Source organism: Clostridium sp. NSJ-145 (genome assembly GCF_021044725.1).
Classification (GTDB): domain Bacteria; phylum Bacillota; class Clostridia; order Clostridiales; family Clostridiaceae; genus Clostridium; species Clostridium disporicum_B.
Genome location: NZ_JAJNOS010000012.1, coordinates 1 through 26,547 on the forward strand (window position 1 = coordinate 1; position 26,547 = coordinate 26,547).

Here is a 26,547-nt window from a genome sequence, read left to right on the forward strand (position 1 = left end):
TCTATATCTTTAATAAAGGATTTTAAAATTAGAAGACCAATATATGTATAAAAGGTAAAATTTGTTTTGATTTTACTATTTTTAGTGTACAATTAATATAATGATTGATGAACAATTGTATTAAAGTACGACGTAAAAAGAGGGGGAAACATTATGAGTAAAAACACTAAATTACTTCACTGCATTTTGGGGAGTATAATTTTGTCTTTAATAAGTATGCCTGTATTTTATGATGCAGTCCACTATATTCCTGTAGTCGGGTTTTACTTAAGCCAGTCACTTTATTTTATTTCAGCTATAGGAGTGATATCAACTATATATTTTGCTATAGTATTAATAAAAGAAAATTTGAGTTTTAAATAGACAATTTTAGTATATTACGATTCAAATAGGATGTCCATTTGGACATCCTATTATGTTATGCTAATTTCAACACTATTTTAAAACAAAGCCATATTTATTAAAAAGAGAGGGTTTTCTTTTGAATTTAATAAGGAATATGTAAGAGTTGATAAATATTCATTAAGACGTATTTTAAAAGTAGGGTCACCATTAGCACTTCAAGATGCATTAGTAAATATATCATTTTTATTAATAACTGTAATAGTTAATAGTATGGGATTAATAGCGTCAGCATCGGTAGGGGTTGTTGAAAAGATAATAATATTTGCAATGCTTCCACCAACGGCTTTTGCATCAGCAGTAGCAACAATGACAGCTCAAAATATGGGAGCAAATAAACCTGACCGCGCAATAAAAGGATTAAAGTATGGAATAGGATACTCACTTATATGTGGAATATTAGTATGTATATATTGCCAGTTCTTGCCTCATACAATTACAAGCATATTTACTAAGGATGTAGAAGTTATAGCATCAGCAGCTATGTACTTGAAGTCATATTCTTTTGATTGTATATTAGTAGCATTTATATTTTGTATGAATTCATATTTTAGTGGGTGTGGTAGGTCTATGATTGCTTTTATTCATAGTATGATTGCAACATTTGTAGTTCGTATTCCAATGTCGTATTTAATGAGCAAAGTGCCTAATACGTCATTGTTTAAAATGGGATTAGCTTCACCAGTAGCATCCTTTGTATCAGTAGGTATATGTTTTGGATATTTTATATGGTTAAAAAAATATAATAGCCAGGCTAAATCTACAGAGGAATATATTACTATGCCATAAAAAATGGTTGTTTATAAAAAATACCTTCGGCATGAATATTATTTCTGCCAAAGGTATTTTAAGTTACACTAAGATTATACTTCTTTTACTTTAGTTAATAATTCTTTTAGTAACTTAACTTCTAATATACCACCTTCTTTTTGATTAAATTGCAGTAATATTTATTTAAAGGTGCTATTTAATAAGGTGTATCTTAGTAAGGTATTTTTTATTTATCTGAGCTATGAAGTAATTTTCTAAGTTTAAATTTTAAATTTTTGAATCTAGGATTAGATCTTAGATTTGATATTTTCATAAATAATCATCTCTTTTCTAAATATTAAAGTATTCAATTTAAAGTGATTTATTATTGAATTTCAATTTTAGTATTATTCACAGTCTTTTCTTGTTTAGGTAATCTAATACTTAAAACTCCATTATCAAACTTAGCTTGAATTTGTGCTTTATCTATATTATTTACGCAGAAGCTTCTTGAAACTTCACCATAATGTCTTTCTTTTCTTATGAAGTTATCTTTAGTCTCTTCATGTTCTTCTTTTCTAACTGCATGAATAGTTAAACAGTTGTTATTGTATTCTATATTTATATCATTTTTTTCTACTCCTGGTAATTCAGCTTGAATTAAATATTCTTCTGGAGTTTCTCTTATATCAGCCTTAAAGTGATTAGCTTCAGTAAATGGTGATAATATATCATCATTAAAGAAGTCTTGGAACATATCATTGATTGTTAATCCTCTGTTTCCTCTGTTATTAAATTTGAAAGGTACTAAACCATACATACAAAGACCTCCTTTAATAATTTATTTTTTATATCTTATTTCTTTGTACAGTTATATTATATGAAGAAGGTCAAAGAAAGTCAAAGTTGAAATGGAAAGCTTTTGTAAGAAAGAATAATCAATTTAAAGTTATATGTATTTATTTAGTATTTTTAATTTTTTTCAATAAATTTTGCTTAAATTTAAGATGTAAAAATAAAAATCATTAATAAATATTTTTTTCATAGAATTATTAATATAGAACTATACAGGGAGAATAAGTTATGGATAAATCGATAAAATATTACGAGGTATTAATGATAAGAAGAAATAGTGAATTTTTTAGAAAGTATAAATTGCCAGTAGGATATACCATTAAACCTTATGAAAAAGGGATGGAAGAAGAATGGAGCAAGCTTCAAACAGAAGTGGGTGAATTCAAAGATGTATCCGATGCTAAAAGATATTTTGAAGATGAATTTATTAAGGAAAATGTTGATTTAAGTAATTATTGTTATTTTGTAGAGAGCCCTAAAGGAAAAGTAGTTGCAACTGCATCATTATGGTTTGGAAAGCATTTTGATGAAGGGATAAAGTATAGATTACATTGGCTTTCAGTTCATCCTGATTATAGAGGAAAGGGATTAGGAAAAGCTCTTATATCATATATTTTGAAAAATGAAAAATTAAAAGGTGAAAAGTATGTATATTTAAAAACACAAACTTGGAGTTATAAGGCTATAGATTTATATTTAAAGTTCGGATTTAAGCCTTATTCAGGAATTAAACCTGATAATTGGGAGTGTTGTCATATGGATTTTGAAAATTATAATAATGAGGCATGGGAACTTATATGGAGCAAAATTAAGTAAATGTAAATGAAAAAAATAGCAGACTACTTAATAAATTTTTATTATAGTAATCTGTTTTTTTATTTAACTTTAGTAAAACATAATTGGAATATAAATATTAGAAACTCAACATATAATATATAAAGTTATAAATTAGGGGGAGGATTTATGGCTATAAATATAGGTATTAAAGGACTTAGAGGGTTATTCCCAGAGTATTATCTAGATATGTTATATGAGATATATACTCCAAAAGAAGTTGACTTAATATTAAAAAGTTATTTAGTAGGAAGAAGGACAACCTTTAGGATAAATAGGTTAAAAAAAGGTAGCGATAAGACTTTGGAGGAACTAAAAAGAAAAAATATTAAAGTAGATAAAAGCACTTGTTTTAAAGACGTATATATATTGAAAGAAAAGCAAGAAAGATTACTACAGAGGTTAGAATCATATAGAAAAGGATATATATATATGCAAAATTTATCTAGTATAATGCCAGCAGAAATATTAGATGTAAATGAGAAAGATAAAGTACTTGATATGTGTGCGGCACCAGGTGGAAAAACTTTGAAGTTATCAGAAAAGATGAATAATAAAGGTGAAATAATTGCAAACGAAGTTAACAAAATTAGATATGAAAGATTAAATTTTAATATAGAAAAGCATGGAGCTAATAATGTTACTACATTAAATCTAGATGGTAGAAAGCTAATGAATATTTATAAGGAATATTTTGATAAGATATTATTAGATGTACCTTGTTCAGGAGAGGGGACAATTAATATTAAAAATACTAAGAAGCTTAAATTGCTAAAGAATGGACCATTTATAAAAGTACAGAGAGAACTTATTCAATCAGCTTTTGCAACATTAAAAAGAGGTGGGGTTATGATGTATTCAACTTGTACAATTTCACCACAAGAAAATGAGGAAGTAGTAAATTATTTATTAAAAAAGAATAAAGATGCAGATATTTTGCCTATAAATATAAATATTCCTAATTATAAAAAAGGAGCAATTTTTTATAAAGATAAGGTGTATGATGAGAGAATAAGTAGATCTATCAGAATTATTCCAAATGAATTTATGGAAGGATTTTATCTTTGTTTAATATGTAAAAAATAATAAAATACAATTTTGAGAAGTGATTACGGTAAATTATTGCTTACTGTAATCACTTTTGTTCTTAGTTTATAACTTGCTGGACTAATTTTTCGGTGATACAATTATTTAATAACTTATATTAGTTGGGGGAAGAAAATGAGAGTTTTAAATAAATTTATTAAGATAGTATGTGGAATACTTATATTTATACTTTTATTGACATTAGGATTTTACATTGCTCAAAAGATTAGAGTATTTGGAAAAACATCAACAGATATAATCAATCCACAAACACAGACTTTTGAAGAAATAATAGAACTTTCTGATGAAATTACTATGGAGAAAAAATTATTTTCCTTTAGAAAACATTATTATATTCTTAGTGATGGAGTTTTAATAGGCGAAGTTAAAGGAAAATTCTTTCCTATCTTTGGAGATACTCTTCAGTTAAAGGATATTCATGGCAATCTTATAAAGAAGGAAAGTCAAATAAAAAGGTTAGGATTAACACAAGTAAAACTTTTTAATATATCAATTAATAGATTAGCAAAGGTAGAAGATGCTAACGGAGATACAACTGGATATATAGGTGAGGAAAAGCAAAGAGACTTTTGGAGATTAAAGCGTGTACAATACTTCTATGATGAAAATCATAATAAACAGGGGAGAGCTATTCCAGATGCGATACTGTTCTGTAAAGATTATAAAATTTATGATAATGAGAATAATGTAGACTATGTCATAGATGGAAGATTTTTTAGTCCAACACATAGATATACTATTGAGATAAGAGATAAAAGTGATATTGATGTAGAAGAGGCTATATTTTACACTATAATTGAAAATTCTATAATAAGTAGTAAAATGAAGGAGTCTTCTTCAAGCTCTAATAAAAGTAAGTAAATTGTAGAAACTATTTTTAATGAAGAAGTGTAATAGTTACTATTTTGTCTATAAGATAAAATAGTAACTATTAATATTTTAAGATATATAACATATGAAATATAAAATTAACGAAGGTTAGGATAGTAATAAAAATGAAAAAATGTTTATTTTGCAAAAAAGAATTATCAAAAGATTATTTTGAAAATAAGATTGGATACTTTTGTTCAGAAGATCACTTTGATGAATACTTAAAATCACTTAGTAAAGAAGAATATGTAGAGCTACAAAATTCATTCTGTGTATGTAGCGACGACTAGAAGTAAAATTCTTATTTCTTAAGTTTATTTAGCTTAATTATAAATGGTAATTCTATCTAAAAATAATGGAGTAAAATTCATCTATATCTTCAAAAAAGTTAAACAAAATTCAAATTTGGAACAAATTACATTATTAAATGGATATTTTTGTCTTGGGAGTATTAACTATTCTTGCTATATTAATAAGGAAAAGATTACTAACATAGGAGAAAATTTCTTAAGATATGAAAGAAGAAGATAAAAATTGCATATTAGATAAACTAAAGAAGATGACCTACAATAAGGAAATATATTTAATCAAGGAAACATTAAATGAAGCTTATATACATATTAAAGGAAAACTATTTGAGGAGTATTTAGCATTTCTTTTTGAAGGTAATGGATTTATAGCAACAGTTAATGGAGGCTCATGGGATGGGGGAGCAGATATACTTTTATCAAGAAAGAATAATCCAAACAAAGTGGTATGGATAGTACAAGCTAAAAATGTAAGTAAGCCATTAACTAATACAGTGATAAGAGAAGAATTAGTTAAGTTTGAAAAAGAATCGAGTAAAAGATATAACTGCAAATATTTTATGATAATATCCTTAAATGGATATGTTGAAAAGATTAATATATTTAATAAAACTAACATGACTTTAGAAAGTTTTGATTATATTGAAGAGCTTATAAATAATTTTTCAGAAGATGATAATGGACAAGTATTATTGCCAGATTTAAGACCTCATAATAGATACACATATAAAGAAATAAAGGCCATATTAGAAAATAAAAATAGAGTGGCTGTACCTAATGCTACGGGAACAGGAAAGAGTTTTATTATACTTCAATTATTATTTGACTATATAAAGAAAGATTCTATTCTTTTAGCACCTACAAATGAAATTATTGAGAGATTGAAGAGACTAGCCCCTTGGAGTATGACAAGGTGTAAATTTTATACATATAGTAAGTTTTCAGCTATGTACTCTAAAGGGAAGATAGATAATTTAAAGGTAGATTTAATAATTTTAGATGAGCTTCATAGAGCTGGGGCATTAAACTGGGGGAAAGCTGTAAGCTACATTTTAGATAAAAATTCAAGTGCAAAAGTTGTAGGATTATCAGCAACTCCAATAAGATTTTTAGATAATAATAGAGATATGATTAGTGAGCTTTTAGATGGTGTATCTACAACACCATTAAGCCTTTCAGAAGCTATAGTAAGAAGGATTTTACCTAGTCCTATATATGTTTCAGCTATGTATAATCTTGATAAAGAAATAGATAAAAAGATGAAGCTAATGAAAAAATATAATATATCTACAGAGGATAGAAAAAAGTATATAGAAGAGCTTAATATTTATAAAGCTTTATACGAAAAAGAAAGTAAAGCAGAGCATGTTATTAAGAAGCATTTACCTAAAGTAGATAATCTAAAATTCATAGTTTTTTGTGAAAATAATAAACACCTAAATGAAATGAAGGATGAGGTAATAACTTGGTTTAATAATATTTTAGAACCTACTGTAAAAGTTAAAGAGTACATAGTGACATCAGAGAATAATAATACTTTAGAGCTTTTTGATTTTGAAAATAATGATTGTAAAGAAGAAGTAAAACTATTATTTTCCATAAGTAAATTAAATGAAGGAATTCACATTAAAAATATAAGTGGAATTATTATGCTTAGAACAACTAAATCTCCAACTATATATTATCAGCAACTTGGACGATGTCTAACAGCAGATTCAGCTAATAAAACTCCTATTGTGTTTGACTTTGTAGATAATATAGATAATTTAGAGCTTATGAAGTTTAGAACTCAGTTAGAAGAAGCTAAAGCTTTACATAATGAGTATAGAAAAAGTATAGGGGTAGAAAGTGATGAGGTGCGTTTAGCGTTATATGATGAGCATTTTGAACTAATATCGCAACTTAAAAATATAGAGAAAAAGATAACATATAATTGGGAAGAGTATTTTGACGCATTATGTGAGTTTAAAAGCTTATATGGGAACATAAATGTACCTAATTCAGAAGAGTATAGTAGATTATATAGTTTTATAAGTCTTCAAAGAACTCTTTATAATAAGAGAATTTTAAATCCAGAATTCATAGAAAAGCTTGATTCAATAGGGTTTATATGGGATCAGAGATTTTATAATTGGAAAGAAAATTTAATTAAATATGATAACTTTATTAGTAGTTGTTATAGAAAAAGGATTCTTTACTACAAATTAATTAATGATAAATACTATATTCCAGTTTATGAAAGTGATGTGGATACAATAAATAATACAGCTTTGATAAAGTGGATGGATAAACAGATAAAAGAGTATAAATTAGGAGTTTTAGATAAAAGAAAAGAAGATTTATTAATAAATGAATTTAAGGTTATTTCTGAATTTGAAGAAAATGCGTGGATTTTGAGTCTTTATAAAATAATAGAATTTTATAATTATATAAAGGAAAAGTACAATATAGATTGTTATGTTAATAAGATAGCCCCACCAAAAGAAAACTTTATAAATTTACTAGTAGCGTTATATGGTAATGAAAATATAGTAAGAAATACTGTAGATAAATCATTACCAAAAGAAGGACAAGTTATTAATGATAAATATATAAATGATGAAAGCTGGAATAGAGGCTTCGTTGTAAATTTACTTAAATCAGAAGAATTTAATGAGGTTTTAAACACATTTATTGATGATTTTAATATTGTATATTTTCAAGATTTAATAGACTCAAATGAAGAATTCATGAAGAGATGGTATAGCTACAATAATGATAATAGTAATTTAGAAGTTAATAAGCTAATGCTACTTAGTAGAATTAATATGGATTCAAAAGCTAGTTAATAATATTGTAACGAATTAATAAAATTAATAGTTAAAAGAGAAGAGTTAATAATTTAGTATTTAAATTATTAACTCTTAATTGTATTAGTTTGCACTTTATTTAAATTTTTCTTTCTTTTCTTGTGTTTTCATTTCTTTTTCTAACACAAAAGTCATAATAATTCTTATTATAAATACTACAGCAAGGATTACTAGTTCTTCCTTGCTTCTTATTATTACGGTTTTTAAAATTTCAGCTGATAACTTAAAATCTAATGCTGTAACCATAACATCAGCAAATTCATATTTAACCTTATAATCTTTTTTTGAAAATTTACCTCTAAAGTAGTTGATAAAGGCAGTGAAAGTACCGAGAGTTAATATAATAATTCCCATTAATTCAAAAAGATGAATTAAAATCGGTAGATAAATATCAAATAATTCTTCAAGCATAATTACACCTCAAAATAAAGTTATATTTTAATTTGCCCTAATATAAAAAAAGTATGAGGCTAAAAGAGTATAAAAGTAATATAGTTTTATATTAGCCATAATGATATATTTATATAGAGAGGTATTTTAGTTTTCATAATAAGCAAGGGTATAAATTTAAAAGGTGGAGAAATAGGGATGAGAATAGATAGTATTATATTTGATTTAGATGGGACGTTGTGGGATGCAACTTATAGTATTTTAGACGTATGGAATAATGTATTAAAAAATAATTATCAAGAAATTAATAAGGTTATTACAATTGAAGAGATTCAAAGTATAATGGGATTAACATCTGAGGAGATAGTTGAAAGATTACTACCAAATGTTGATAAAAAATTAGGATTAGAAATATTTGATGAGTGTGCAGCAGCTGAATGTGATTACTTAAGAGTAAATGGTGGGAAGTTATATGAAAAAGTAGAAGAGGTACTTGATGAATTGAAGAAAAAGTACAAGCTATTCATTGTTAGTAACTGTCAATGCGGATATGTTGAAGCTTTCTTAGAAGCTCATAAATTAGAGAAGTATTTTATAGATTTTGAAAATTACGAAAGAACCGGATTACCTAAAGGTGATAATATAAAGTTAGTTATAGAGAGAAATAAGTTACAAAATCCTATATATGTTGGAGATACAGAAGGGGATTATAATGCAACAAAGGAATGTAATATACCTTTTATTTATGCAAAGTATGGTTTTGGGAATGTTGAAGATGCTGAATTAGTAATTGAAAGTTTTGAAGAGCTAAAGAATATACTAGAAAAATAAAATATTATTAATATAGTTTAATGAAGCTGAGCAAATGCTTAGCTTCTTTTATTTTGCAAAAGGTTATTAAAGTATAAAATAAAAAATGAATGATAATAAACGGCTCTATTTTGAAGTAATGTAGACATTTATTATAAAAGTGAACAAGTATAAATTTGTCCACTTTTAACTCATTGTATATCAATTGGTTATTCACTATAAGTTTTATAAATAGCTTCTCTGTCCTTTTCATTTTCATAATACTCTTCAAAGTATCCACAATCGCAACATATGTATTTTGTTGCGATAGCATTTTTAAAGGCATTTAGATATATTGCATTATTATATCTTGATTCTTTACCAACTTTTACTATTTTTCTAGAATTGCATTTTATACATATATTATTTCTCATAAAATCTCTCCATTTTTATTAATATGTTATTCAAATATATATTCTTATTATATATCAATAAGAAACTACAATTCTATAAATATTAAATAAAATTTGGACTTTCGGCTAAAAAGGTACCAAAGATTAAATAGCAACTTGTATTTAATAGTGTCAGAAGGAAGTGAAGTAAAAAAAATAAGAAAAATCACTAAAGGTACCTAAAATTAAAAAGCATATGGTATTTAATAATGTAAAAAGAATTTAAACAAAATTAGAAAAGTGGTACCTAAATAAAAAACAGATTAGGTATTTAATATTAAAAAGAAAGTAAATGGAGGAATTTAAAATGAAAATGAATAAAATTTTAGCTGGGTTAGTAGTAGCAGGTATATGTGGAGCAGGCTTAACAGCAATGGCTTCAAGTAATGACGGTGGAGTTAACAAAACAGTAGAAGTAAAACCAGTAAATGTAGCAGAAACTTCAAAATATACTGGAGGAAATGTTACTACATCAGAAATAGAAAATTATCTTGTAAATAAGTATGGAGCAAATTGGGCAACAGATTTATTAGCAAAAAATGGTGACAGATGGGATGAAGTTTTAGAAAATGAGTTAGAAGCATATTTTGGTATAAAGTATGATGATTTGATTGATTATGTTATAGAAAGAAAAGAAAATGAGTTAGGTATTGATGATATAGATGACTATGATTATTATACATCAGAAGAAATAGGTAAAAGAGATGAGATAATAAAAGCTATAGAAAGTAAATATGGAACAAATTGGGCTAATGATTTATTTGCTAAGAATGGTGAAGCATGGGATGAGATTTTAGAAAATGAATTAGAAAATCAATATGGACAAAAATATGATGATGTAATAGAGGATATAATTGACTTAAAAGAACATGAAGCAGGATTAGATTTAGATCATGATGATTATGACTATGATGATTATGATGACATTGATGATATAAATGACTTTGATGATATAGATGACCACTATGATAATGATTAATTGAATTTTAGCAGAGTATTATGTTAACAATATCTCTAGGAGGATACTCCTAGAGTTTTGTTGTAAGGAAAAATAGAGAGGTGGTATAGATAATTAAATGGAATTTATAGAAGAGAATATTAATGATATTAAAAATACTAGTATAGATAAATTAATCCAAGACTATATGGCATTTATAGTAAAAACTGTAAGTTCAATTACTGGGAGATACGTATCCGTAGAAAATGATGATGAATTAAGTATAGCACTCATTGCATTTAAAGAGGCTATAGATAAATATGAAGAGAGCAGAGGCAGTTTTTCATCTTTTGCAAAGCTTGTCATAAGTAGTAGAGTGAAAAATTATCTAATAAAAGAGAATAGAAATAATAAAGTTGAATCAATAGAAGCTCTTAAAGATAAAGGGATTGACATATCTGAAGTAGCAGAGACAGTGGTTGAAGAAAGTGATGAATTATCAAATGAAATAGGTAAACTGAAAAATGAAATAGAAGCCTTTGGCTTTACTTTTGAAGATTTAGTGGATGAGGCGCCTAAACATGAAGATACAAGAAGAAATGCCATAGAATTATCAGAAAAGGTTAGCAAGGAAAAGCCATTAACTAGTTTTATGTATGAAAAAAGAAGACTTCCTATAAAGCAAATTTCAGTAAAGTTTTCTGTTACAGAAAAAGTGATTAAAAGAAGTAAGAAATTTATAATATCCGTAGTAATTATTATTGATAAGAATTTTAGAAACTTAAGATTATGGATAAAGAGATAGGAGGTGCAGTATGTTTAAAGGGATAGTTATGGAAATAAAAGATGACTATGTTATTGTTATGAAAGAAGATGGAACATTAGCTAGAATAAAGAATAAAGATGGATTAAAGATAGGAAACCCTATATTCTTTTTTGAAGAAGACATTTATGTGAAAAAAGAAGCAGCTAAGGTAATTCCATTTAAAAAGTATATAGTACCATTAGGCGCAATTGCAGCTTTATTTATAATTTTAATTAATCCAATAATGAATATTTTCACTAGTAAAATGAATAATGTTTATGCAGTTTTAACTTTTGATATAAATCCTAGTATAGAATTTAATTTAGATGAAAAAGGAATTATAAAGAGTGTAAAAGGTATAAATGATGAGGCTATTGCATTAGGTTTAGATAAAATAAAAGGAATGACTTTTGAAGAAGGAACAATAGCATTAAGAGATTTATTAAGTCAAAGCAATTATTTAAATAACAATAATGCAGTTTTAGTAGGATTTTCTTTTATTGGAAATGAGAATATTGATTATGAAAAAGATATTCAACAGGTTATTAAAAATACATTTAAAGGTACTGATGTAGCATTTTTAAAGGGAGAAAAATCAGATTTAGAAAAGGCTCAGAGCCAAGGAATTAGCTTAGGTAAATATGAGGCCTTAGTAAAACTTGATGAGGATAATTTTGAAGATGCAATAGAAAATTTAACAACTCAAGAGATGTTAGAATTATTGCGAAATGTTGATGGAAGCATATTTTTAGATGAAGATCAGCTTGAAGAACTACAAGATGAGTTAGAAGATAGGCTTGAAGATGAAATAGAAAATGAAGATGAAGATGAAGATGAAGATGAAGATGAAGACGAAGACGATGAATATGATGAGAATGATGATATTGATGATGACGAAAAGAATGAGGATTAATGGTTGATCTAAATTCTTTAACTTGATATGATTAAAGCATTAAAAGGTTAGAGTGATTTTAAAAATTACCCTAACCTTTTTTATTGAAAAAATATATTTATATAAGGTTTGTCAAATTTCCATTTGACTAAGTCAAACTTTTCACCAAATTGCTATGAAATTTACTTAATTGATGATTTTCCTGTTAAATAGTCAATTTCTATTTTGATAACGGTAGTTGAGGCTTTAGCTTTTTCTACGTAAGCTTTTCCTTTTTCTAAATATTCTGGAGAGTATTTTTTTATAAATTCTATAAGAGCAGCTTCTTTAACGGTGCCTATAACCCAAGAAGCAGTACCGAAGGCAACTACACTTTTATATTTAGTGGTGAATTTCTCAGGGATTATACATGTATCAGTAACTACACAAAAAGATACTTTAGAATTATTAGCGATATTATCAAGTTTATGGCCATAAGGAGAAGAATGAAAATATATAGCATTATCATAGTATACATAATTTAATGGAGTAGCATATGGCATACCATATTCATCCACTGTAGCTAGAGTTCCATATTCGGCTGAATTTAAAATAGTAGTTATATCATTATCAAAAATTTCTCTAGATTTTTTACGAATTTCTCTAAACATAATTTGACCTCCCAAAACTCATAAGAGATATTAATATAATTATATTTATTTTAAAATAATTAAATTACTTAAATAGAAGTATAGTATTATCTTACAATTATAAGATTTATATAGTAATAAAATTGTTAGAAAATTCAATAATAAGAATAAATAAATTGCAAAGTCAATTCATAAGCGGTTGTTAAAGTATTAAAAAAAGTATGATTTTATTATAAATATAATACAAAAATGAATGTTATCCACAAAATTCTTGTAGACAAATGGCGAAAAATGATATATCTTTTAATTAGATATTATTAAGGGGGGAGACCAAATGGTACTTATAGGAATTTTAATAGTAATAATCGGATTTGCGTTGAAGTTTGATAGTATTGCAGTAATAATAATTTCAGCTATCGCAACAGGATTAGCAGCACATATGGACATAAATGAGATTTTAACAATCTTAGGAAAGACTTTTGTTAATCAAAGGTTAATGACTATATTTATTCTTACTCTACCTGTAATTGGTATATCAGAAAGATATGGTTTAAAAGAAAAAGCAGTTCAATTAATTAAGCAAGTTAAGAATCTTTCAACAGGAAAATTATTAACACTTTACTGCTTATTAAGACAAATTGGAGGAGCAATGAGCTTAAGAATAAGTGGACATCCTCAATTTGTTAGACCTTTAATAAACCCAATGGCTCAAGGTGCAGCTATAGGTAAATATGGTGAAATCGATAAGAAGACTGAAGAGAAAATTAAAGCTGCAGCAGCTTCAATGGATAACTACGGTAACTTCTATGGACAAAACCTTTTCTTAGCAAGTTCAGGAGTTTTACTTGTTGCAAATACTTTAACTGAATTAGGATACCCTACAAACGGTATTGATGTAGCAAAAGCTTCAATAGTAATAGCAGTAGTTGCATTTGTATTTGTTCTTGTACAAAATATGATGTTAGACAAGAAATTAGACAAGCAATACGGAATTAACAGTAAGACTAAGAAATAGGAGGAGACGTAATATGGATTTCGCAGCATTTTCAAATATGTTATTAGAGTTATTTTACATAATAATTGGTATTATGATGCTTAATACAGCAGTAGTAACTTTAAAAGATAAGAATCATAAAACAAAATACGGAACAGCATTATTCTGGTCATTACTAGGAATAATATTTATATTCGGACATAAATTACCTTACAATGTTGTTGGAGGAATGCTTGTTGTTATAGGTATCCTTACTTTAGCTAAACAAGTTAATCCTGGAACTATAAAAGCATTAGATGCAAAGTTCGGAGAAGAACAAGCTAATAAATTAGGATTAAAGGTATTTATACCTTCACTAGTAATAGCTGTATCAGCTTTACTTATAGCACAATTTACACCAATATCAGGAACAGCTTCAATAGGTGTTGCAGCAGTTCTTGCAATAATTGTAACGTTCTTCATAACTAAAGCTTCACCAAAAGTATTAGTTGAAGAATCAGATAGAATGATTCAATCAGTTGGATCAACAAGTATATTACCACAATTATTAGCAGCTCTTGGAGCTTTATTCACAGCAGCTGGAGTAGGTGATGTAATATCATCAGGTATATCAAGTGTACTTCCACAAGGAAACTTATTAATAGGTGTAGCAGCTTATTGTATAGGTATGGCAGTATTCACTATGATAATGGGAAATGCATTTGCTGCATTCTCAGTTATAACACTTGGAATAGGTATACCATTCGTATTTTCACAAGGTGCTAACGTTGCAGTTGCAGGTGCTTTAGCGTTAACAGCAGGTTACTGTGGAACATTATTAACTCCAATGGGAGCTAACTTTAACATAATGCCAGCAGCACTTTTAGAAATCGAAGATAAGAATGCTATAATAAAGAATCAAGCACCAGTTGCTTTAGCTTTATTATTCGCTCACATTGTATTAATGTACTTCTTAGCATTCTAATAATAATATTTAAGAGTTATAATTTAAAATTAGGTTAAAACTGCTAAAGCAGTTTATATAAAACTAAGGATAAGGTCAGCCTAAGCTGGCTTTATTCTTAAAATTTTATACTAATAAATTAAATCTAGAAATGTAGAATTTAAAATTGATAGTAAAAAGAAACTATATTTAAGTAGTTTTAGTGGCAATTTTAATTCTTCATTAGAAAAAAGGAGATATAAATATGAAGGTTTTAATAACAGGTTTTGATCCATTTGGTGGAGAAAGTGTAAACCCAGCTTTAGAAGCTGTTAAATTACTACCTGAAACAATATCAGGAGCGGAAGTAATTAAACTTGAAATACCAACAGTATTCAGAAAGTCTTTAGCTAAGATTGAAGAAGCTATGGAGCTTCACAACCCAGATATAGTAATTTCAATAGGACAAGCAGGTGGAAGATTCCAAGTTACTCCTGAAAGAGTTGCTATAAACATAGATGATGCTAGAATAAAAGATAACGAAGGAAATCAACCGTTAGATATAACTATATTTGAAGATGGTGAAGCAGCTTACTTCTCAAACCTTCCAATAAAGGCAATGGTTCAAGAGATGAAGGAAAATGGAATACCAGCAGCTGTTTCTAACACAGCAGGTACTTTCGTATGTAACCACGTAATGTATGGAATTTTATATATGATAGATAAGAAGTTCCCAAATGCGAGAGGTGGATTTATACACGTGCCATACATACCAGCACAAACTTTAGATAAACCAGATAAGCCAGCTATGAACATAAATGATATTGCAAAAGGATTAGAATTATGTATAAAAGCAGCAGTGGAAAATTCAGAAGATATTAAAGCTGTAGGCGGAGCTGTTTGCTAAAATGTTAGAACCTAGAGAACAAAAGAAGATATTTGTTTATGGTAGCTTAAGAACTGGTTTCTATAATTACGATAAATATTTAAAGGGCAAAATTGAGGATGCTGTTTTAGGAAAAGTTAAAGGGAAGCTTTATCATATGCCTCATAAAGGATATCCAGCGTTATTAGAGGGTAATGACGTTGTACTTGGTGAAGTTATGACTATAAAGAATTTTGAAGAAGTAATGATTCCTATGGATAAGATGGAAAATTATTATGGAGTTAATGACAGCAGAAATGAGTATAATAGAGTAGTAATGGATGTTGAGCTAGAAAATGGTGAAAAGGAAAGCTGTTACGTGTACTATTATGCTATGAATGATAAAGAAGTCTTTGAAAAAAATAGCGTATATGTTGACCATGGTGATTGGGCAAGCTTTATGACAAAGTAAGTATATAAATTAAGGAGATGTTTAGGCATCTCCTTTTTTTTATATAATTATTAAAAAAATTAATAATTTGTTAGTAGTAGGAAAAAATAAGAAGAATAATTTACAAATAAAAGTAGTTGACAATTGTTATCAATAGCAATAAAATTTTAGTTAGATATCTAATAGTTAGCTATCTAACTATTTTAAAGCATATAATAATAATTAAGAAGAGAGGTGTAATTATGGAAAGAGGGGAAGTGCACAAGTCTTTAATGAAGACTTTAAGATGTCATCATAAAATATTTAGAAGTGAATTTGCAAAATTTAATATAAGCAAAGGTCAACCTAAAATATTAAGTTATCTATCAGAAAATGATGGGTGTAGTCAGAAAGATATTGCTAAAAACTGTGATATAGAAGCGGCTACAGCTACTAATGTACTATCTACTATGGAGAAGGTTGGATTTATAGAAAGAATACCTAATAAGAATGATAGAAGAATTCTTAATGTATATCTTACGGACAAAGGTAAGGAAGCCCAAGAAAAAGCTAAAAGAACTCTATGCGATTTAGAGGAAATTTGTTTTAGAGGATTTAGTGAAGAAGAAATGACTATGGCAAAAGATATTTTTGATAGAATATATGATAATTTAAAGAAAGGAGAAAAGTCTTTAGATGATTAGATTATTAAAATATCTTAAGGGTAGTGCAGTATTATGTGCCATACTTGCACCTATAATGATGTTTATAGAAGTTGTTATGGATTTAAATCAGCCTAAGCTTATGTCAAATATCATAGATATAGGTATAGCAAATGGTGATGCCCATTATGTGCTTACTGTAGGTATAAAAATGATAATTATTGCAGTAATAGGTGCTTTTGGAGGAATGGCATGTGGGTATCTGGCTAGTATTGCAAGTATGACCTTAGGAAAGAACGTAAGAAAGGATTTATTTACAAAGATACAGAGCTTATCTTTTAGAGAAATAGATGAATTTAAAACATCATCGTTAATAACAAGGCTTACAAATGATGTAACTCAAGTACAGCAAATGATACTTACAGGATTAAAGATAATGGTAAGAGCACCGTTACTTTGTATCGGTGGCATAATTATGGCTTTTTCATTAAGTCCTAAATTATCATTAGTATTTTTAATAGCTATCCCTTTAGTTTTAATTTCAATTATATATATTACAAGCAGATCAATTCCTGCATTTACAAATATGCAGAACAAAATAGATAGAGTAAACCTAGTAATGAGAGAAAATCTTTTAGGTATAAGAGTCATAAAGGCTTTCGTAATGGAAAAGAAGGCTAAAGAAAGATTTGATATTTCTAATGATGAACTTATGGATGCAAGTATAAAAGCACAGAGTATAACAGTAATTCTTTGGCCTCTTGTTACTCTTGCAATGAATTTAAGCGTTATTGCAGTGCTTTGGTTTGGTGGAAATATGGTAAATAAAGGCTCATTAGAAATAGGAAAAATAATGGCTTTTATAAATTATTTAATTCAGATAATGAGTTCATTAAATATGATGCTGATGATTATAATAAGTATTTCAAGAGCAAAAGTATCTGCCGCAAGAATTAATGAAGTTTTAGATACAGAAACATCTATAGTTGAAGCTAAAAATCCAAAAGCTATAAAAAAATACGATATAGAATTTAGAGATGTATGTTTTAAATATAATAAAGAAAGCGAAAACGTGTTAAACAATATATCATTTAAAATAGCTGAAGGAGAAAAGGTAGGAATTATAGGTGCAACTGGAAGTGGTAAAAGTTCATTAATAGCGCTTATTCCAAGACTTTATGATGCTACTTCGGGAAAGGTATTAATAGGTGGAACTGATGTAAGAGATGTAAGTGAGAAAGAATTAAGATCACTTATTGGAATAGTCCTTCAGGAATCAATACTGTTTTCAGGAACAATAGAGGATAACTTAAAGTTTGGTAATAATCAAGCTACAAAAGATATGATGGATAATGCAGCTATGGATGCAGAAGCTTATGAATTCATATGTTCAAATGAAGAAGGATATGAAAGAAATGTGGAGCAAAGAGGTAAAAATCTTTCAGGAGGGCAGAAACAACGTCTTTCTATAGCTAGAACTTTACTTAGAAATCCTAAAATTTTAATACTAGATGATTCTACAAGTGCATTAGATATGGCTACAGAAGCTAAGCTTCAAAAATCATTAAAGAGAAGGCTCGAAGGTTCAACTACAATTATAATTGCTCAGAGAATTTCAGCTGTAATGGACTGCGACAAGATAATAGTATTAGATGATGGAGAAGTAAGTGCTATAGGAAAGCATGGTGATTTATTGAAAGATTGTGAGATATATAGAAGTATAGCTATTTCACAATTAGGAGAGGAGGAAGCTTTAAATGGCATCTAAGGTATCAGCAATACCGTCAAGACCTGGCGGAGGACCTCACAGGCTATTTAAAGAAAAGCCTGAAAAACTTAAAGATTTAAAAGGCACAATAAAAAGGCTTTTAAATTACCTAGGAAATAATAAAAAGTCTATTATCCTTGTGTTTGGATTATGTTTTATAACTACATTAATAAGTATTTTAGGGACAAGACTTAATGGACTTACTATAGATAATTATATTGAAACTGGAGATATGAGAGGTTTAGGGATAATATGTATAGTTCTTTTACTTATGTATGCAGTATCGATTTTCTCAACATATTTTCAAAATATAATAATGGTGAATATTGCCCAAAAGGTATCACGTGATATAAGAAAAGATTTATTTTTTAAGCTTCAGAAGTTACCTATAAAATATTTTGATACTCATTCAAGTGGAGATTTGATGAGTAGGCTTACAAATGATGTAGATAACATAAACTCTACTCTTTCTCAAAATATAACACAGTTATTTTCAGGAATAATAAACATTTTAGGAATGTTCATTGCGATGCTTTTATTAAGCCCACTTTTAACTCTTATAGCTATGCTTGCTATACCTTTAATGTTTTTAGTAAGCAAGATACTTGTAAAAATTACACAGAAATACTTTGTTAGACAGCAGAGAGAGTTAGGCAAGCTTAATGGATATATAGAAGAGATGGTTTCAGGACAGAAGGCTGTACTTCTATTTTCAGAACAAGATAATGTAATGAAAAACTTTGAAGAGATAAATGAAAAACTTGCAAAAAGCTCTATATTAGCTCAAGGCTTATCTGGATTTATGGGACCTTTAAATAACTTTGTAAATAATATTTCATATTTAATAATTGCAGTATGTGGTGGATTTTTTATATTAAAAGGTATGAACATAACTGTAGGTATAGTATTTACATTTATGCTTTATATGAGAAATTTCACTAGGCCAATAAATGAAATTATGAATCTATTTAATACAATACAGTTAGCCCTTGCTGGCGCTGAAAGAGTATTTGAAGTAATGGATGAAGAACCAGAAAAAGATAAGGCAGAAGCAGAGGATTTAGAAAGATTTGAAGGTAAAGTGGAGTTAAAAGATGTTAACTTCTCATATGTTAAAGATAAGAAAGTTTTAAAACATGCTGATATAAAAGCAAAACCAGGAGAAACTATTGCAATAGTAGGACCTACTGGAGCAGGAAAGACTACTATCATAAATCTTTTAACTAAGTTTTATGATATTGATAGTGGTGAGATATTAATAGATAATAAAAATATTAATGATATTACTAGAAAAAGTCTTAGAAAGTCTATAGCAATGGTGCTTCAAGACACATATCTTTTCTCAGAAACAGTAAGAGAAAATATAAGATATGGAAATCTTTCAGCTTCTGATAAAGAAGTAGAAAAAGCTGCTAAACTTGCAAATGCACATCACTTTATAATGCAGCTACCCCATGGTTATGATACGGTACTTTCAGATAATGGAGGAAACCTTTCTCAAGGGCAGAGACAACTTTTAGCTATAGCAAGAGCTATACTTTCAGATTCATCAATACTAATATTAGATGAGGCTACATCTTCAGTAGATACAAGAACAGAAATAAAAATTCAAAAAGCATTATTAAACCTTATGAAAGGCAAAACAACATTTGTGATTGCTCATAGATTAAGTACTATTAGAAATGCAGATAAAATACTTGTAGTAAATAATGGAGAGATAATTGAGAGAGGAAATCATGATGAACTTATAGAGAAAAATGGGTTTTATGCTAACCTATATTATAGTCAGTTTAAGTAAATAAGAAAGCCTATGTTAGATGAGTATCTGACATAGGCTATTATAATATATAATATCAAGCGTATTTAATAAAAATAAATTTCTTTTGAATTACGTGATGGCAATAAATCAACTTTAATATAATGAAGTGATTATTTTCATCAATTAAGGACAATTTATTATGCGTTTGTATAGAAGCAACGCTTTGGTGAAGTTATACTTCCATCTGTTTTTAATTCTTTTATTGCCTTATCAACTTCTTTTTTATCTATTGATAATGCAGCAGCAATTTCTCCAGCCTTCATTGCTTCTGAATTTTCTTTTAATAAATTTAAAACTTGTTCTTTAGCACTCATTTTATATCTCCTTTAAATAAAATTTTAATATATACCAAATAGATATATATGGTCATAATACGAATTCACTATTGGAATCAGATGTAAATAATGAATTTTTTATTTGTATATTTTATCCATAATATAACATAATATACCGTATAAATCAATAATTATTTTTATATAATAATTAATATTAGATTATTAAGTAAGCGATTTCATATTTTGAAAAAAACTAGTACTCATATAATGATAAAATAATAGGGAACAAAGTAAATAATTGTAGTTATAATTTAAGGGGATGAAATTTAGTGAGGGTGATAAGAGCAATAATAGGCGGATTTATAGCAGCGCTAGTAATAAATGGCGTATGGGGAATATTTACAGAAAATTTAGGGACTTTAGGAGGTATATTAGCAGCCGTATTTTTAGTAGGAACTATGTGGTTTTTAAATCATTATATTGGACTGATACCGAATGAAAAGAATAGTGCATTTATAGATATGGGGATTTCAATAGGGATAGCATGTATAGTTAGAGATATGATTAGAATAGGTAATGTTGATGAGATTTTAACTTCTATACCAACATTGATTTTAGTAATTGTGGGAGGGAGTATTGGAGGAACTTTATCTGTATTTGTAAAAAAAGATATGAAAAAAGATAAAGAAAGTTCTGAAACAATCAAAGATATAGATAGTATTGAGAGCTTAGTTTAGAATTTGATAAATAGTAAAAGTTGGAGTGAAATATGACAATTGAAGAAGCAATTAAAACACTATTAGGAGCTATAATGTTTCCTTTTATAGTAAGGTTAGTATGGGATGAACTAGTTAAAATTTTTGGACCATTAGGTGGATGGATATCAGCAGGACTTATTGTAGGAACTATGTGGATATTAAATCATCACTTGGGGTTAATTAATCAATCAGGTGAGGTTTGGATAGATATGGCTTTAGCAGTTGCTAGTGGAGTATTTATTGCAACTGCTTTAGAAAGTAGAAATATAAAGAAATCTTTACCGGTTTTATTAGGGTGTTGTATTGGGGGAGTTTTAGCTGGTATAGTGTTAACAAATTTATAAAATATAAAAAAATATAATAAAATATTGACACATTATCAAAAAAATAATAATATAGTATACAAATTAGATAATTGAGATGCAGTGATAAGAAGAGTAGCTATTGAAAGAAGTTTATAAGCGAGTGGGTGACGGTGAAAGTCCCATAATGGAAGCTATAGTGAAAAACATCTTTGAGCACCTAACCGAACTTGTGAGAGTAAGTACCTTTTCATTATGTCAAAGGTATAAGTTCAACTAACTAAATTAAAATTCACTCTGTGAAAGTTTGTTTAACTAAATCACAGATTTAGAATTTCACTTTTAAAGTCTCACTTAAGTAGGCCTAGGCGGAATAATACCGTTAAAAATTCAGCAGTATAATTATGTACTGTTAATGAGTGAGCTTATTTTTAGCTAATCTGGGTGGTAACGCGGAATATACCTTTCGTCCCTTTTATAGGGATGGAAGGTTTTTTTAGTTTTAATCTATGATTTGATAGCTTGAAGTTACATAGAGTGCATATCTACGAATATAAATGAGTAGTGTGTTTCATTAACAAATTTTTATTTTAATATAGGAGGTCATTTATATGAAAAAAACAACAATTATACCAAAAGGATATAAACCTACACTAAATCTAATAGAAACAGAAGTAGCTATAAAAAAGATAAAGGATTTTTTTGAAACTAATTTAGCAGAAAGTTTAAACCTTACGAGAGTATCTGCACCAATTTTCGTAAAAGGAGGACAGGGAATAAATGACAACCTTAATGGTGTAGAAAGAGTAGTAAGCTTTGATGCAATGGAAATAAAAGATTCACAAATGGAAATAGTACAGTCATTAGCTAAGTGGAAGAGAATGGCTTTAAAAAGATATAAATTTGAAGTTGGACAAGGTCTGTATACAGATATGAATGCTATTAGAAGAGATGAGGAATTAGATAATTTACATTCTCTTTATGTTGACCAATGGGATTGGGAGAAAATTATTAGAAAAGAAGATAGAACAGAAGAAACTTTAAAAGAAGTTGTAAATAAGATATATGAAGTTTTTAAAGTTACAGAAAGCTATATGCACTTAACTTACAGGCAGTTAACACCAATATTACCTAAAGATATTAAGTTTATAACATCTCAAGAGTTAGAAGATATGTATCCAAAGTTAACAGCTAAAGAAAGAGAAGATGCTATTACAAAGAATTTTGGAGCAGTATTTATAATGAAAATAGGTGGAAAATTAAAGTCAGGTGAAAAACATGATGGACGCTCTCCAGATTATGATGACTGGCAATTAAATGGAGATATATTATTCTGGTCACCAGTATTAGAGAGAGCTATAGAAGTATCATCAATGGGTATAAGAGTAGATGAAGAAGCATTAGCAAAGCAATTAGATGAATCAGGATGTAATGAAAGAAGAGAGCTAGATTTTCATAAGGCTTTATTAAATGGAGAATTACCATATACTATGGGGGGAGGAATTGGACAGTCAAGAATATGTATGTTCTTTCTAAAGAAAGCTCATGTTGGAGAGGTACAATCTGCGGTATGGACTGATGATATTATTAGGGAATGTGAAGACGGTGGCATAGTACTATTATAGTTTACTTCACTAAATTTTATGGTGTGGTATAATTGGGGATATAATTTTATTATTAGGAAATGAGGAAATGCTAGATGAAAAATATAATTATATCTTCTAATTGTAGTGGTGGTGGAAAGACTACTTTTACTTTAGGATTAATGAAATTATTAAAAAATAAAGGATATGATGTACAGGGATATAAAGTAGGTCCTGATTATATAGATAGTGGTTTTCATAGTGAAATAACAGGAAAAGAATCAAGAAACTTAGATTTACATCTTATGGGAGAAGATGGAGTAAAAGCTAGTTTTTCAAGAGGTAATGGTGATTTTGGAGTAATAGAAGGGGTAATGGGCTTATATGATGGAATTGGTATTACTGAAAAAGGATCAACTTATAATATCTCAAATATTCTAGGTGATATTCCGATAGTTCTAGTTTTAACACCAAAAACTCAGGTGGCAACTTTAGCTGCAGAGATTAATGGAATAAAGAACTTTAAAAATGCTAATATTATTGGAGTTGTTTTTAATGCTGTTAGCCCAAAATTTTATGAACTTCTGAAATCTACAGTGGAGCTTAATTGTGATGTTAAGGTACTAGGATATATACCTAAAGATGAAAGTATAAAACTTGAAAGTAGACATTTAGGACTAGTTCAAAGTATTGAAGTTAACAATATGATAGAAAAAATAGAAAGATGTGCTCAATTAATTGAAGAAAATGTAGATTTGACTTATATAATCAAAAATTCTAAGGAAGTCAAATTAGAAACGAAAGATGAATTTCATTTAGAAAATAGAAACTTAAATATAGCTGTTGCATATGATGAGGCTTTTAGATTTTACTATAAAGAAAACTTAGAGCTTTTAGAAGAACTAGGAAATGTTACTTATTTTAGTCCAATAAGAGATGAAAAACTACCAGAAAATATCGATTTTCTATATCTTGGTGGTGGGTATCCAGAAGTGTTTAAAGAGCAATTAAGTAAAAATATATCTATGAGAAATAGTATCAAGAAAGCATTAGAAGAGGGCTTAAAATGCTATGCTGAATGTGGTGGATTGATGTACTTAACAGAAAAAATAGAAGATTGCGAAATGGTAGGTTTCTTAAAAGGATATACATATATGACTAAATCACTACAACGCTTTGGTTATGCCAATGTAGCAATTAAAGGTGAAAACATAAGTATAAATTGTCATGAATTCCACAAGTCAGATGTAGAGCTAAATGAAGAGAGTATATATAATGTTACCAAAAAAAGCTGGAGTGGAGATGCTTTAAGCTGGAATTGTGGCTATAAAAAGAAAAATACTATAGCAGGATATCCTCATATTCATTTCTTTGGTAATATGGAATTTTTAAGATTTATAACTAAATAAAATTATAGAAAGGAATTCAAATATGAATTTCTTTTTTTATAGTAACACTATTTTTAAGTTACTTTCTAAATTAATTAATATTTAAAATTAGTTAATTTATTAAAGGATAATTAAGATTAATCTTTTTGATTTAGATAATAGTAATATGATACTATATTACTATTGGATTAAACTAATAGTAAAGGGTGATTGTATGTTAAAAGAGATTGGTCAAAAAATTTTTAGAGAAAGAATAATTAATGATGAGTTTTTAGATGTTGTACATGAAAATATGAGACCTATGAATGAACTTATGACATATTATAGATGTGCAATAATGGAAATTGAAACTAAGTTTAATGTATTAAACGAGGAATTCTCATTGCAGTATGATAGAAATCCAATAGAACATATAAAAACAAGATTAAAGTCTCCTGAGAGCATCGCTAAGAAAATTAAGAAGAAAGAGATAGAATTTTCAATAGAAGCAGTACAGGAACATATAAAAGATATTGCTGGCGTAAGGGTAATTTGTTCATTCCCAGAAGATATTTATATGTTAGCAGAATGTTTATTAAATCAAGATGACATTAAGTTAATTGAGAAAAAGGACTATATAAAGAATCCTAAGAAAAGCGGATATAGAAGTTTACATTTAATTATAGAAGTGCCAATTTTCTTGCAAAGTGGGAAAAAATCTATAAGTGTTGAAGTTCAGCTAAGAACAATAGCTATGGATTTCTGGGCAAGTTTAGAGCATAAATTAAGATATAAAAAGAATATTGATACAGATGAAACTGAGATAATAGAACGAGAATTACTTGTATGTTCTGAAATAAGTGCAGATTTAGATAAACGTATGGAAGAGATACGAAATAGGATTGAAAATAGATTATAATGTAAAGATAATATGCTATTGAATAAACTTTATAAATAAGTATATTTTTCATAAACTTTAAATAAAAAATAAGTATGTTGACTAATATGAAATTTGGCCAATATACTTATTTTATTTTTTTAATTATAAAAGTATTAAAAATTATTATCAATTTAATTTATTTAGGTATAGTCTATAAATTTTATATATTACTAACAGCTTTACTTAAAACTTTACCAATAGAATCACGAATGACTAAGTTAGCTTTAGAATCAGCTTGAGTTGTACTTTTATTTATAAGAACAAGGTTTTTACCTCTAAAATAATTTATAAGTCCAGCTGCTGGATAAACAACAAGTGAAGTTCCACCAATAATTAATGTATCAGCATTAGCTATAGCATTAACAGCTCCTCTAATAACATTATCATCTAAGCCTTCTTCGTAAAGAACTACATCAGGTTTAACTCTGCTACCACATTTGATGCAGGTAGGAACCCCTTTAGATTCTAAAATAAATTTTTCATCATAAAAAGCATGACATTTAACACAATAATTTCTAAGAACAGAGCCATGAAGTTCAAAAACATTTTTTGAGCCTGCTGCCTGATGAAGGCCATCAATATTTTGAGTCACTATTGCTTTTAGTTTACCCATTTTTTCAAGTTTAGCTAAGGCTATGTGACCAGCATTTGGTTTTGCATTAGGATAAATTAGCTTTGATTTATAAAAATTAAAGAATTCTTCTGGATATCTCATATAAAATGAGTGTGATACTAACTGTTCAGGAGTAAAGGTTAAATTAAGTTTTTCATTAAATAGACCATTAGAACTTCTAAAATCAGGTATCCCACTTTCTGTGCTCATTCCAGCTCCCCCAAAGAATACTATATTATTACTTTCCTTAAAAATCTTTGAGAGCATTTCTATTTCATTAGTCATAAAATCATCTCCAAAATATATTTTTATAACTTATTATATCATTTTAATAAAATTATTTATAAATTTTTTACTTACATTAAGTTATTAAAAGTGAT

At 27.9% G+C, this 26,547-nt stretch carries 29 protein-coding genes; 23 read left to right on the forward strand and 6 right to left on the reverse strand.

Annotated features, from left to right (window positions below; translation table 11 throughout):
* Positions 1 to 153 precede the first annotated feature (153 nt).
* Both LQE93_RS11395 and LQE93_RS11400 read left to right on the forward strand, forming a co-directional pair.
* On the forward strand, positions 154 to 363 hold the full coding sequence (locus LQE93_RS11395; protein WP_055277808.1) for a hypothetical protein: 210 nt from the start codon (positions 154 to 156) through the stop codon (positions 361 to 363).
* Between the two features lie 168 nt (positions 364 to 531).
* Positions 532 to 1,191, forward strand: a complete 660-nt coding sequence (locus LQE93_RS11400) for an MATE family efflux transporter (protein ID WP_331000424.1) — start codon at positions 532 to 534, stop codon at positions 1,189 to 1,191.
* Between the two features lie 346 nt (positions 1,192 to 1,537).
* Here LQE93_RS11400 and LQE93_RS11405 read toward each other — a convergent pair whose 3' ends face one another.
* Positions 1,538 to 1,972, reverse strand: coding sequence for an Hsp20/alpha crystallin family protein (locus tag LQE93_RS11405; protein ID WP_231073750.1), 435 nt, complete (start codon positions 1,970 to 1,972; stop codon positions 1,538 to 1,540).
* 263 nt (positions 1,973 to 2,235) lie between these two features.
* Here LQE93_RS11405 and LQE93_RS11410 point away from each other — a divergent pair, with 263 nt between their 5' ends.
* The 5 genes from LQE93_RS11410 (at position 2,236) to LQE93_RS11430 (ending at position 7,954) form a co-directional block, all read left to right on the forward strand.
* Positions 2,236 to 2,823: a GNAT family N-acetyltransferase gene (locus LQE93_RS11410; RefSeq protein ID WP_231073752.1), complete on the forward strand. Its 588-nt coding sequence runs from the start codon at positions 2,236 to 2,238 to the stop codon at positions 2,821 to 2,823.
* A 147-nt stretch (positions 2,824 to 2,970) separates the two neighbouring features.
* Positions 2,971 to 3,927: an RsmB/NOP family class I SAM-dependent RNA methyltransferase gene (locus LQE93_RS11415; protein ID WP_055267996.1), complete on the forward strand. Its 957-nt coding sequence runs from the start codon at positions 2,971 to 2,973 to the stop codon at positions 3,925 to 3,927.
* Between the two features lie 135 nt (positions 3,928 to 4,062).
* Positions 4,063 to 4,809, forward strand: a complete 747-nt coding sequence (locus LQE93_RS11420; protein ID WP_231073754.1) for a hypothetical protein — start codon at positions 4,063 to 4,065, stop codon at positions 4,807 to 4,809.
* Between the two features lie 134 nt (positions 4,810 to 4,943).
* Positions 4,944 to 5,108, forward strand: coding sequence for a hypothetical protein (locus LQE93_RS11425; protein WP_172675778.1), 165 nt, complete (start codon positions 4,944 to 4,946; stop codon positions 5,106 to 5,108).
* A gap of 224 nt (positions 5,109 to 5,332) precedes the next feature.
* Complete coding sequence (locus LQE93_RS11430; RefSeq protein WP_231073756.1) at positions 5,333 to 7,954, forward strand: DEAD/DEAH box helicase family protein; 2,622 nt, start codon at positions 5,333 to 5,335, stop codon at positions 7,952 to 7,954.
* A 96-nt stretch (positions 7,955 to 8,050) separates the two neighbouring features.
* On the opposite strand, the gene LQE93_RS11435 is transcribed toward LQE93_RS11430, so the two are convergent.
* Positions 8,051 to 8,386: a DUF1622 domain-containing protein gene (locus LQE93_RS11435; protein ID WP_055267990.1), complete on the reverse strand. Its 336-nt coding sequence runs from the start codon at positions 8,384 to 8,386 to the stop codon at positions 8,051 to 8,053.
* 177 nt (positions 8,387 to 8,563) lie between these two features.
* Here LQE93_RS11435 and LQE93_RS11440 point away from each other — a divergent pair, with 177 nt between their 5' ends.
* Positions 8,564 to 9,196 carry an HAD family hydrolase gene (locus tag LQE93_RS11440; protein ID WP_231073758.1) on the forward strand — a complete coding sequence of 211 codons (633 nt, stop codon included), beginning with the start codon at positions 8,564 to 8,566 and terminating at the stop codon, positions 9,194 to 9,196.
* Between the two features lie 188 nt (positions 9,197 to 9,384).
* Here LQE93_RS11440 and LQE93_RS11445 read toward each other — a convergent pair whose 3' ends face one another.
* Positions 9,385 to 9,588: a hypothetical protein gene (locus LQE93_RS11445; protein WP_186839359.1), complete on the reverse strand. Its 204-nt coding sequence runs from the start codon at positions 9,586 to 9,588 to the stop codon at positions 9,385 to 9,387.
* Between the two features lie 325 nt (positions 9,589 to 9,913).
* Here LQE93_RS11445 and LQE93_RS11450 point away from each other — a divergent pair, with 325 nt between their 5' ends.
* The 3 genes from LQE93_RS11450 to LQE93_RS11460 all read left to right on the forward strand — a co-directional run bounded on the left by LQE93_RS11450 (position 9,914) and on the right by LQE93_RS11460 (position 12,261).
* Positions 9,914 to 10,585 (forward strand): hypothetical protein, encoded by a 672-nt coding sequence (locus LQE93_RS11450; RefSeq protein ID WP_231073760.1) that lies wholly within the window; start codon positions 9,914 to 9,916, stop codon positions 10,583 to 10,585.
* A 97-nt stretch (positions 10,586 to 10,682) separates the two neighbouring features.
* Positions 10,683 to 11,348, forward strand: a complete 666-nt coding sequence (locus LQE93_RS11455; protein WP_055267984.1) for a sigma-70 family RNA polymerase sigma factor — start codon at positions 10,683 to 10,685, stop codon at positions 11,346 to 11,348.
* Positions 11,349 to 11,358: 10 nt separating this feature from the next.
* Positions 11,359 to 12,261 carry an anti-sigma factor domain-containing protein gene (locus tag LQE93_RS11460; protein WP_231073762.1) on the forward strand — a complete coding sequence of 301 codons (903 nt, stop codon included), beginning with the start codon at positions 11,359 to 11,361 and terminating at the stop codon, positions 12,259 to 12,261.
* Between the two features lie 161 nt (positions 12,262 to 12,422).
* Here the strand turns inward: LQE93_RS11460 and LQE93_RS11465 are convergent, their stop codons facing one another.
* Positions 12,423 to 12,890 carry a pyridoxamine 5'-phosphate oxidase family protein gene (locus tag LQE93_RS11465; protein ID WP_055267980.1) on the reverse strand — a complete coding sequence of 156 codons (468 nt, stop codon included), beginning with the start codon at positions 12,888 to 12,890 and terminating at the stop codon, positions 12,423 to 12,425.
* 313 nt (positions 12,891 to 13,203) lie between these two features.
* Between LQE93_RS11465 and LQE93_RS11470 the strand changes: the two genes are divergently transcribed.
* From LQE93_RS11470 to LQE93_RS11500, 7 genes are all read left to right on the forward strand, one after another.
* Positions 13,204 to 13,884 (forward strand): DUF969 domain-containing protein, encoded by a 681-nt coding sequence (locus LQE93_RS11470; protein ID WP_186839362.1) that lies wholly within the window; start codon positions 13,204 to 13,206, stop codon positions 13,882 to 13,884.
* Positions 13,885 to 13,897: 13 nt separating this feature from the next.
* A complete protein-coding gene (locus LQE93_RS11475) occupies positions 13,898 to 14,827 on the forward strand; it encodes a DUF979 domain-containing protein (RefSeq protein ID WP_231073764.1) in 930 nt (309 codons plus the stop codon).
* Between the two features lie 223 nt (positions 14,828 to 15,050).
* Positions 15,051 to 15,692, forward strand: a complete 642-nt coding sequence (pcp, locus tag LQE93_RS11480; RefSeq protein ID WP_186839364.1) for a pyroglutamyl-peptidase I — start codon at positions 15,051 to 15,053, stop codon at positions 15,690 to 15,692.
* 1 nt (position 15,693) lies between these two features.
* Positions 15,694 to 16,122 (forward strand): gamma-glutamylcyclotransferase family protein, encoded by a 429-nt coding sequence (locus LQE93_RS11485; RefSeq protein WP_186839365.1) that lies wholly within the window; start codon positions 15,694 to 15,696, stop codon positions 16,120 to 16,122.
* 221 nt (positions 16,123 to 16,343) lie between these two features.
* Positions 16,344 to 16,784, forward strand: a complete 441-nt coding sequence (locus tag LQE93_RS11490) for a MarR family winged helix-turn-helix transcriptional regulator (protein WP_055267969.1) — start codon at positions 16,344 to 16,346, stop codon at positions 16,782 to 16,784.
* On the forward strand, positions 16,777 to 18,510 hold the full coding sequence (locus LQE93_RS11495) for an ABC transporter ATP-binding protein (protein ID WP_055267967.1): 1,734 nt from the start codon (positions 16,777 to 16,779) through the stop codon (positions 18,508 to 18,510). The genes LQE93_RS11490 and LQE93_RS11495 overlap by 8 nt, the downstream gene beginning before the upstream one ends.
* Positions 18,500 to 20,308 carry an ABC transporter ATP-binding protein gene (locus tag LQE93_RS11500; RefSeq protein ID WP_231073766.1) on the forward strand — a complete coding sequence of 603 codons (1,809 nt, stop codon included), beginning with the start codon at positions 18,500 to 18,502 and terminating at the stop codon, positions 20,306 to 20,308. The genes LQE93_RS11495 and LQE93_RS11500 overlap by 11 nt, the downstream gene beginning before the upstream one ends.
* Before the next feature lie 158 nt (positions 20,309 to 20,466).
* On the opposite strand, the gene LQE93_RS11505 is transcribed toward LQE93_RS11500, so the two are convergent.
* Positions 20,467 to 20,643, reverse strand: a complete 177-nt coding sequence (locus LQE93_RS11505; RefSeq protein WP_055267963.1) for an HTH domain-containing protein — start codon at positions 20,641 to 20,643, stop codon at positions 20,467 to 20,469.
* A 290-nt stretch (positions 20,644 to 20,933) separates the two neighbouring features.
* On the opposite strand from LQE93_RS11505, the gene LQE93_RS11510 reads away from it, so the two are divergent.
* The 5 genes from LQE93_RS11510 to LQE93_RS11530 all read left to right on the forward strand — a co-directional run bounded on the left by LQE93_RS11510 (position 20,934) and on the right by LQE93_RS11530 (position 25,533).
* Entirely contained in the window at positions 20,934 to 21,341 is a 408-nt protein-coding gene (locus LQE93_RS11510; RefSeq protein ID WP_231073768.1) for a Lin0368 family putative glycerol transporter subunit, read from the forward strand.
* Between the two features lie 32 nt (positions 21,342 to 21,373).
* On the forward strand, positions 21,374 to 21,706 hold the full coding sequence (locus tag LQE93_RS11515; protein ID WP_186839369.1) for a Lin0368 family putative glycerol transporter subunit: 333 nt from the start codon (positions 21,374 to 21,376) through the stop codon (positions 21,704 to 21,706).
* A 569-nt stretch (positions 21,707 to 22,275) separates the two neighbouring features.
* The gene (gene asnA / locus LQE93_RS11520) at positions 22,276 to 23,289 is read left to right on the forward strand and encodes an aspartate--ammonia ligase (protein ID WP_186839370.1); all 1,014 of its coding nucleotides are present in this window, start codon (positions 22,276 to 22,278) and stop codon (positions 23,287 to 23,289) included.
* 74 nt (positions 23,290 to 23,363) lie between these two features.
* The gene (locus tag LQE93_RS11525) at positions 23,364 to 24,656 is read left to right on the forward strand and encodes a cobyrinate a,c-diamide synthase (RefSeq protein ID WP_231073769.1); all 1,293 of its coding nucleotides are present in this window, start codon (positions 23,364 to 23,366) and stop codon (positions 24,654 to 24,656) included.
* A gap of 193 nt (positions 24,657 to 24,849) precedes the next feature.
* The gene (locus LQE93_RS11530) at positions 24,850 to 25,533 is read left to right on the forward strand and encodes a GTP pyrophosphokinase (RefSeq protein ID WP_231073771.1); all 684 of its coding nucleotides are present in this window, start codon (positions 24,850 to 24,852) and stop codon (positions 25,531 to 25,533) included.
* A gap of 181 nt (positions 25,534 to 25,714) precedes the next feature.
* Here the strand turns inward: LQE93_RS11530 and LQE93_RS11535 are convergent, their stop codons facing one another.
* On the reverse strand, positions 25,715 to 26,452 hold the full coding sequence (locus LQE93_RS11535) for an NAD-dependent protein deacylase (RefSeq protein ID WP_186839271.1): 738 nt from the start codon (positions 26,450 to 26,452) through the stop codon (positions 25,715 to 25,717).
* Positions 26,453 to 26,547 lie beyond the last annotated feature (95 nt).

Excerpts from the sequence above, each read along its gene's own strand:
- LQE93_RS11470 (WP_186839362.1), top strand. The coding sequence starts at position 13,204 with ATGGTACTTATAGGAATTTTAATAGTAATAATCGGATTTGCGTTGAAG.
- asnA (WP_186839370.1), top strand. The coding sequence starts at position 22,276 with ATGAAAAAAACAACAATTATACCAAAAGGATATAAACCTACACTAAAT.
- LQE93_RS11430 (WP_231073756.1), top strand. The coding sequence starts at position 5,333 with ATGAAAGAAGAAGATAAAAATTGCATATTAGATAAACTAAAGAAGATG.
- LQE93_RS11440 (WP_231073758.1), top strand. The coding sequence starts at position 8,564 with ATGAGAATAGATAGTATTATATTTGATTTAGATGGGACGTTGTGGGAT.
- LQE93_RS11410 (WP_231073752.1), top strand. The coding sequence starts at position 2,236 with ATGGATAAATCGATAAAATATTACGAGGTATTAATGATAAGAAGAAAT.
- LQE93_RS11490 (WP_055267969.1), top strand. The coding sequence starts at position 16,344 with ATGGAAAGAGGGGAAGTGCACAAGTCTTTAATGAAGACTTTAAGATGT.
- LQE93_RS11535 (WP_186839271.1), bottom strand. The coding sequence starts at position 26,452 with ATGACTAATGAAATAGAAATGCTCTCAAAGATTTTTAAGGAAAGTAAT.
- LQE93_RS11455 (WP_055267984.1), top strand. The coding sequence starts at position 10,683 with ATGGAATTTATAGAAGAGAATATTAATGATATTAAAAATACTAGTATA.
- LQE93_RS11525 (WP_231073769.1), top strand. The coding sequence starts at position 23,364 with ATGAAAAATATAATTATATCTTCTAATTGTAGTGGTGGTGGAAAGACT.
- LQE93_RS11505 (WP_055267963.1), bottom strand. The coding sequence starts at position 20,643 with ATGAGTGCTAAAGAACAAGTTTTAAATTTATTAAAAGAAAATTCAGAA.
- LQE93_RS11530 (WP_231073771.1), top strand. The coding sequence starts at position 24,850 with ATGTTAAAAGAGATTGGTCAAAAAATTTTTAGAGAAAGAATAATTAAT.
- LQE93_RS11415 (WP_055267996.1), top strand. The coding sequence starts at position 2,971 with ATGGCTATAAATATAGGTATTAAAGGACTTAGAGGGTTATTCCCAGAG.
- LQE93_RS11395 (WP_055277808.1), top strand. The coding sequence starts at position 154 with ATGAGTAAAAACACTAAATTACTTCACTGCATTTTGGGGAGTATAATT.
- LQE93_RS11405 (WP_231073750.1), bottom strand. The coding sequence starts at position 1,972 with ATGTATGGTTTAGTACCTTTCAAATTTAATAACAGAGGAAACAGAGGA.
- LQE93_RS11485 (WP_186839365.1), top strand. The coding sequence starts at position 15,694 with ATGTTAGAACCTAGAGAACAAAAGAAGATATTTGTTTATGGTAGCTTA.
- LQE93_RS11475 (WP_231073764.1), top strand. The coding sequence starts at position 13,898 with ATGGATTTCGCAGCATTTTCAAATATGTTATTAGAGTTATTTTACATA.
- LQE93_RS11515 (WP_186839369.1), top strand. The coding sequence starts at position 21,374 with ATGACAATTGAAGAAGCAATTAAAACACTATTAGGAGCTATAATGTTT.
- LQE93_RS11460 (WP_231073762.1), top strand. The coding sequence starts at position 11,359 with ATGTTTAAAGGGATAGTTATGGAAATAAAAGATGACTATGTTATTGTT.
- LQE93_RS11450 (WP_231073760.1), top strand. The coding sequence starts at position 9,914 with ATGAAAATGAATAAAATTTTAGCTGGGTTAGTAGTAGCAGGTATATGT.
- LQE93_RS11465 (WP_055267980.1), bottom strand. The coding sequence starts at position 12,890 with ATGTTTAGAGAAATTCGTAAAAAATCTAGAGAAATTTTTGATAATGAT.
- LQE93_RS11495 (WP_055267967.1), top strand. The coding sequence starts at position 16,777 with ATGATTAGATTATTAAAATATCTTAAGGGTAGTGCAGTATTATGTGCC.
- LQE93_RS11425 (WP_172675778.1), top strand. The coding sequence starts at position 4,944 with ATGAAAAAATGTTTATTTTGCAAAAAAGAATTATCAAAAGATTATTTT.
- LQE93_RS11500 (WP_231073766.1), top strand. The coding sequence starts at position 18,500 with ATGGCATCTAAGGTATCAGCAATACCGTCAAGACCTGGCGGAGGACCT.
- pcp (WP_186839364.1), top strand. The coding sequence starts at position 15,051 with ATGAAGGTTTTAATAACAGGTTTTGATCCATTTGGTGGAGAAAGTGTA.
- LQE93_RS11420 (WP_231073754.1), top strand. The coding sequence starts at position 4,063 with ATGAGAGTTTTAAATAAATTTATTAAGATAGTATGTGGAATACTTATA.
- LQE93_RS11435 (WP_055267990.1), bottom strand. The coding sequence starts at position 8,386 with ATGCTTGAAGAATTATTTGATATTTATCTACCGATTTTAATTCATCTT.
- LQE93_RS11445 (WP_186839359.1), bottom strand. The coding sequence starts at position 9,588 with ATGAGAAATAATATATGTATAAAATGCAATTCTAGAAAAATAGTAAAA.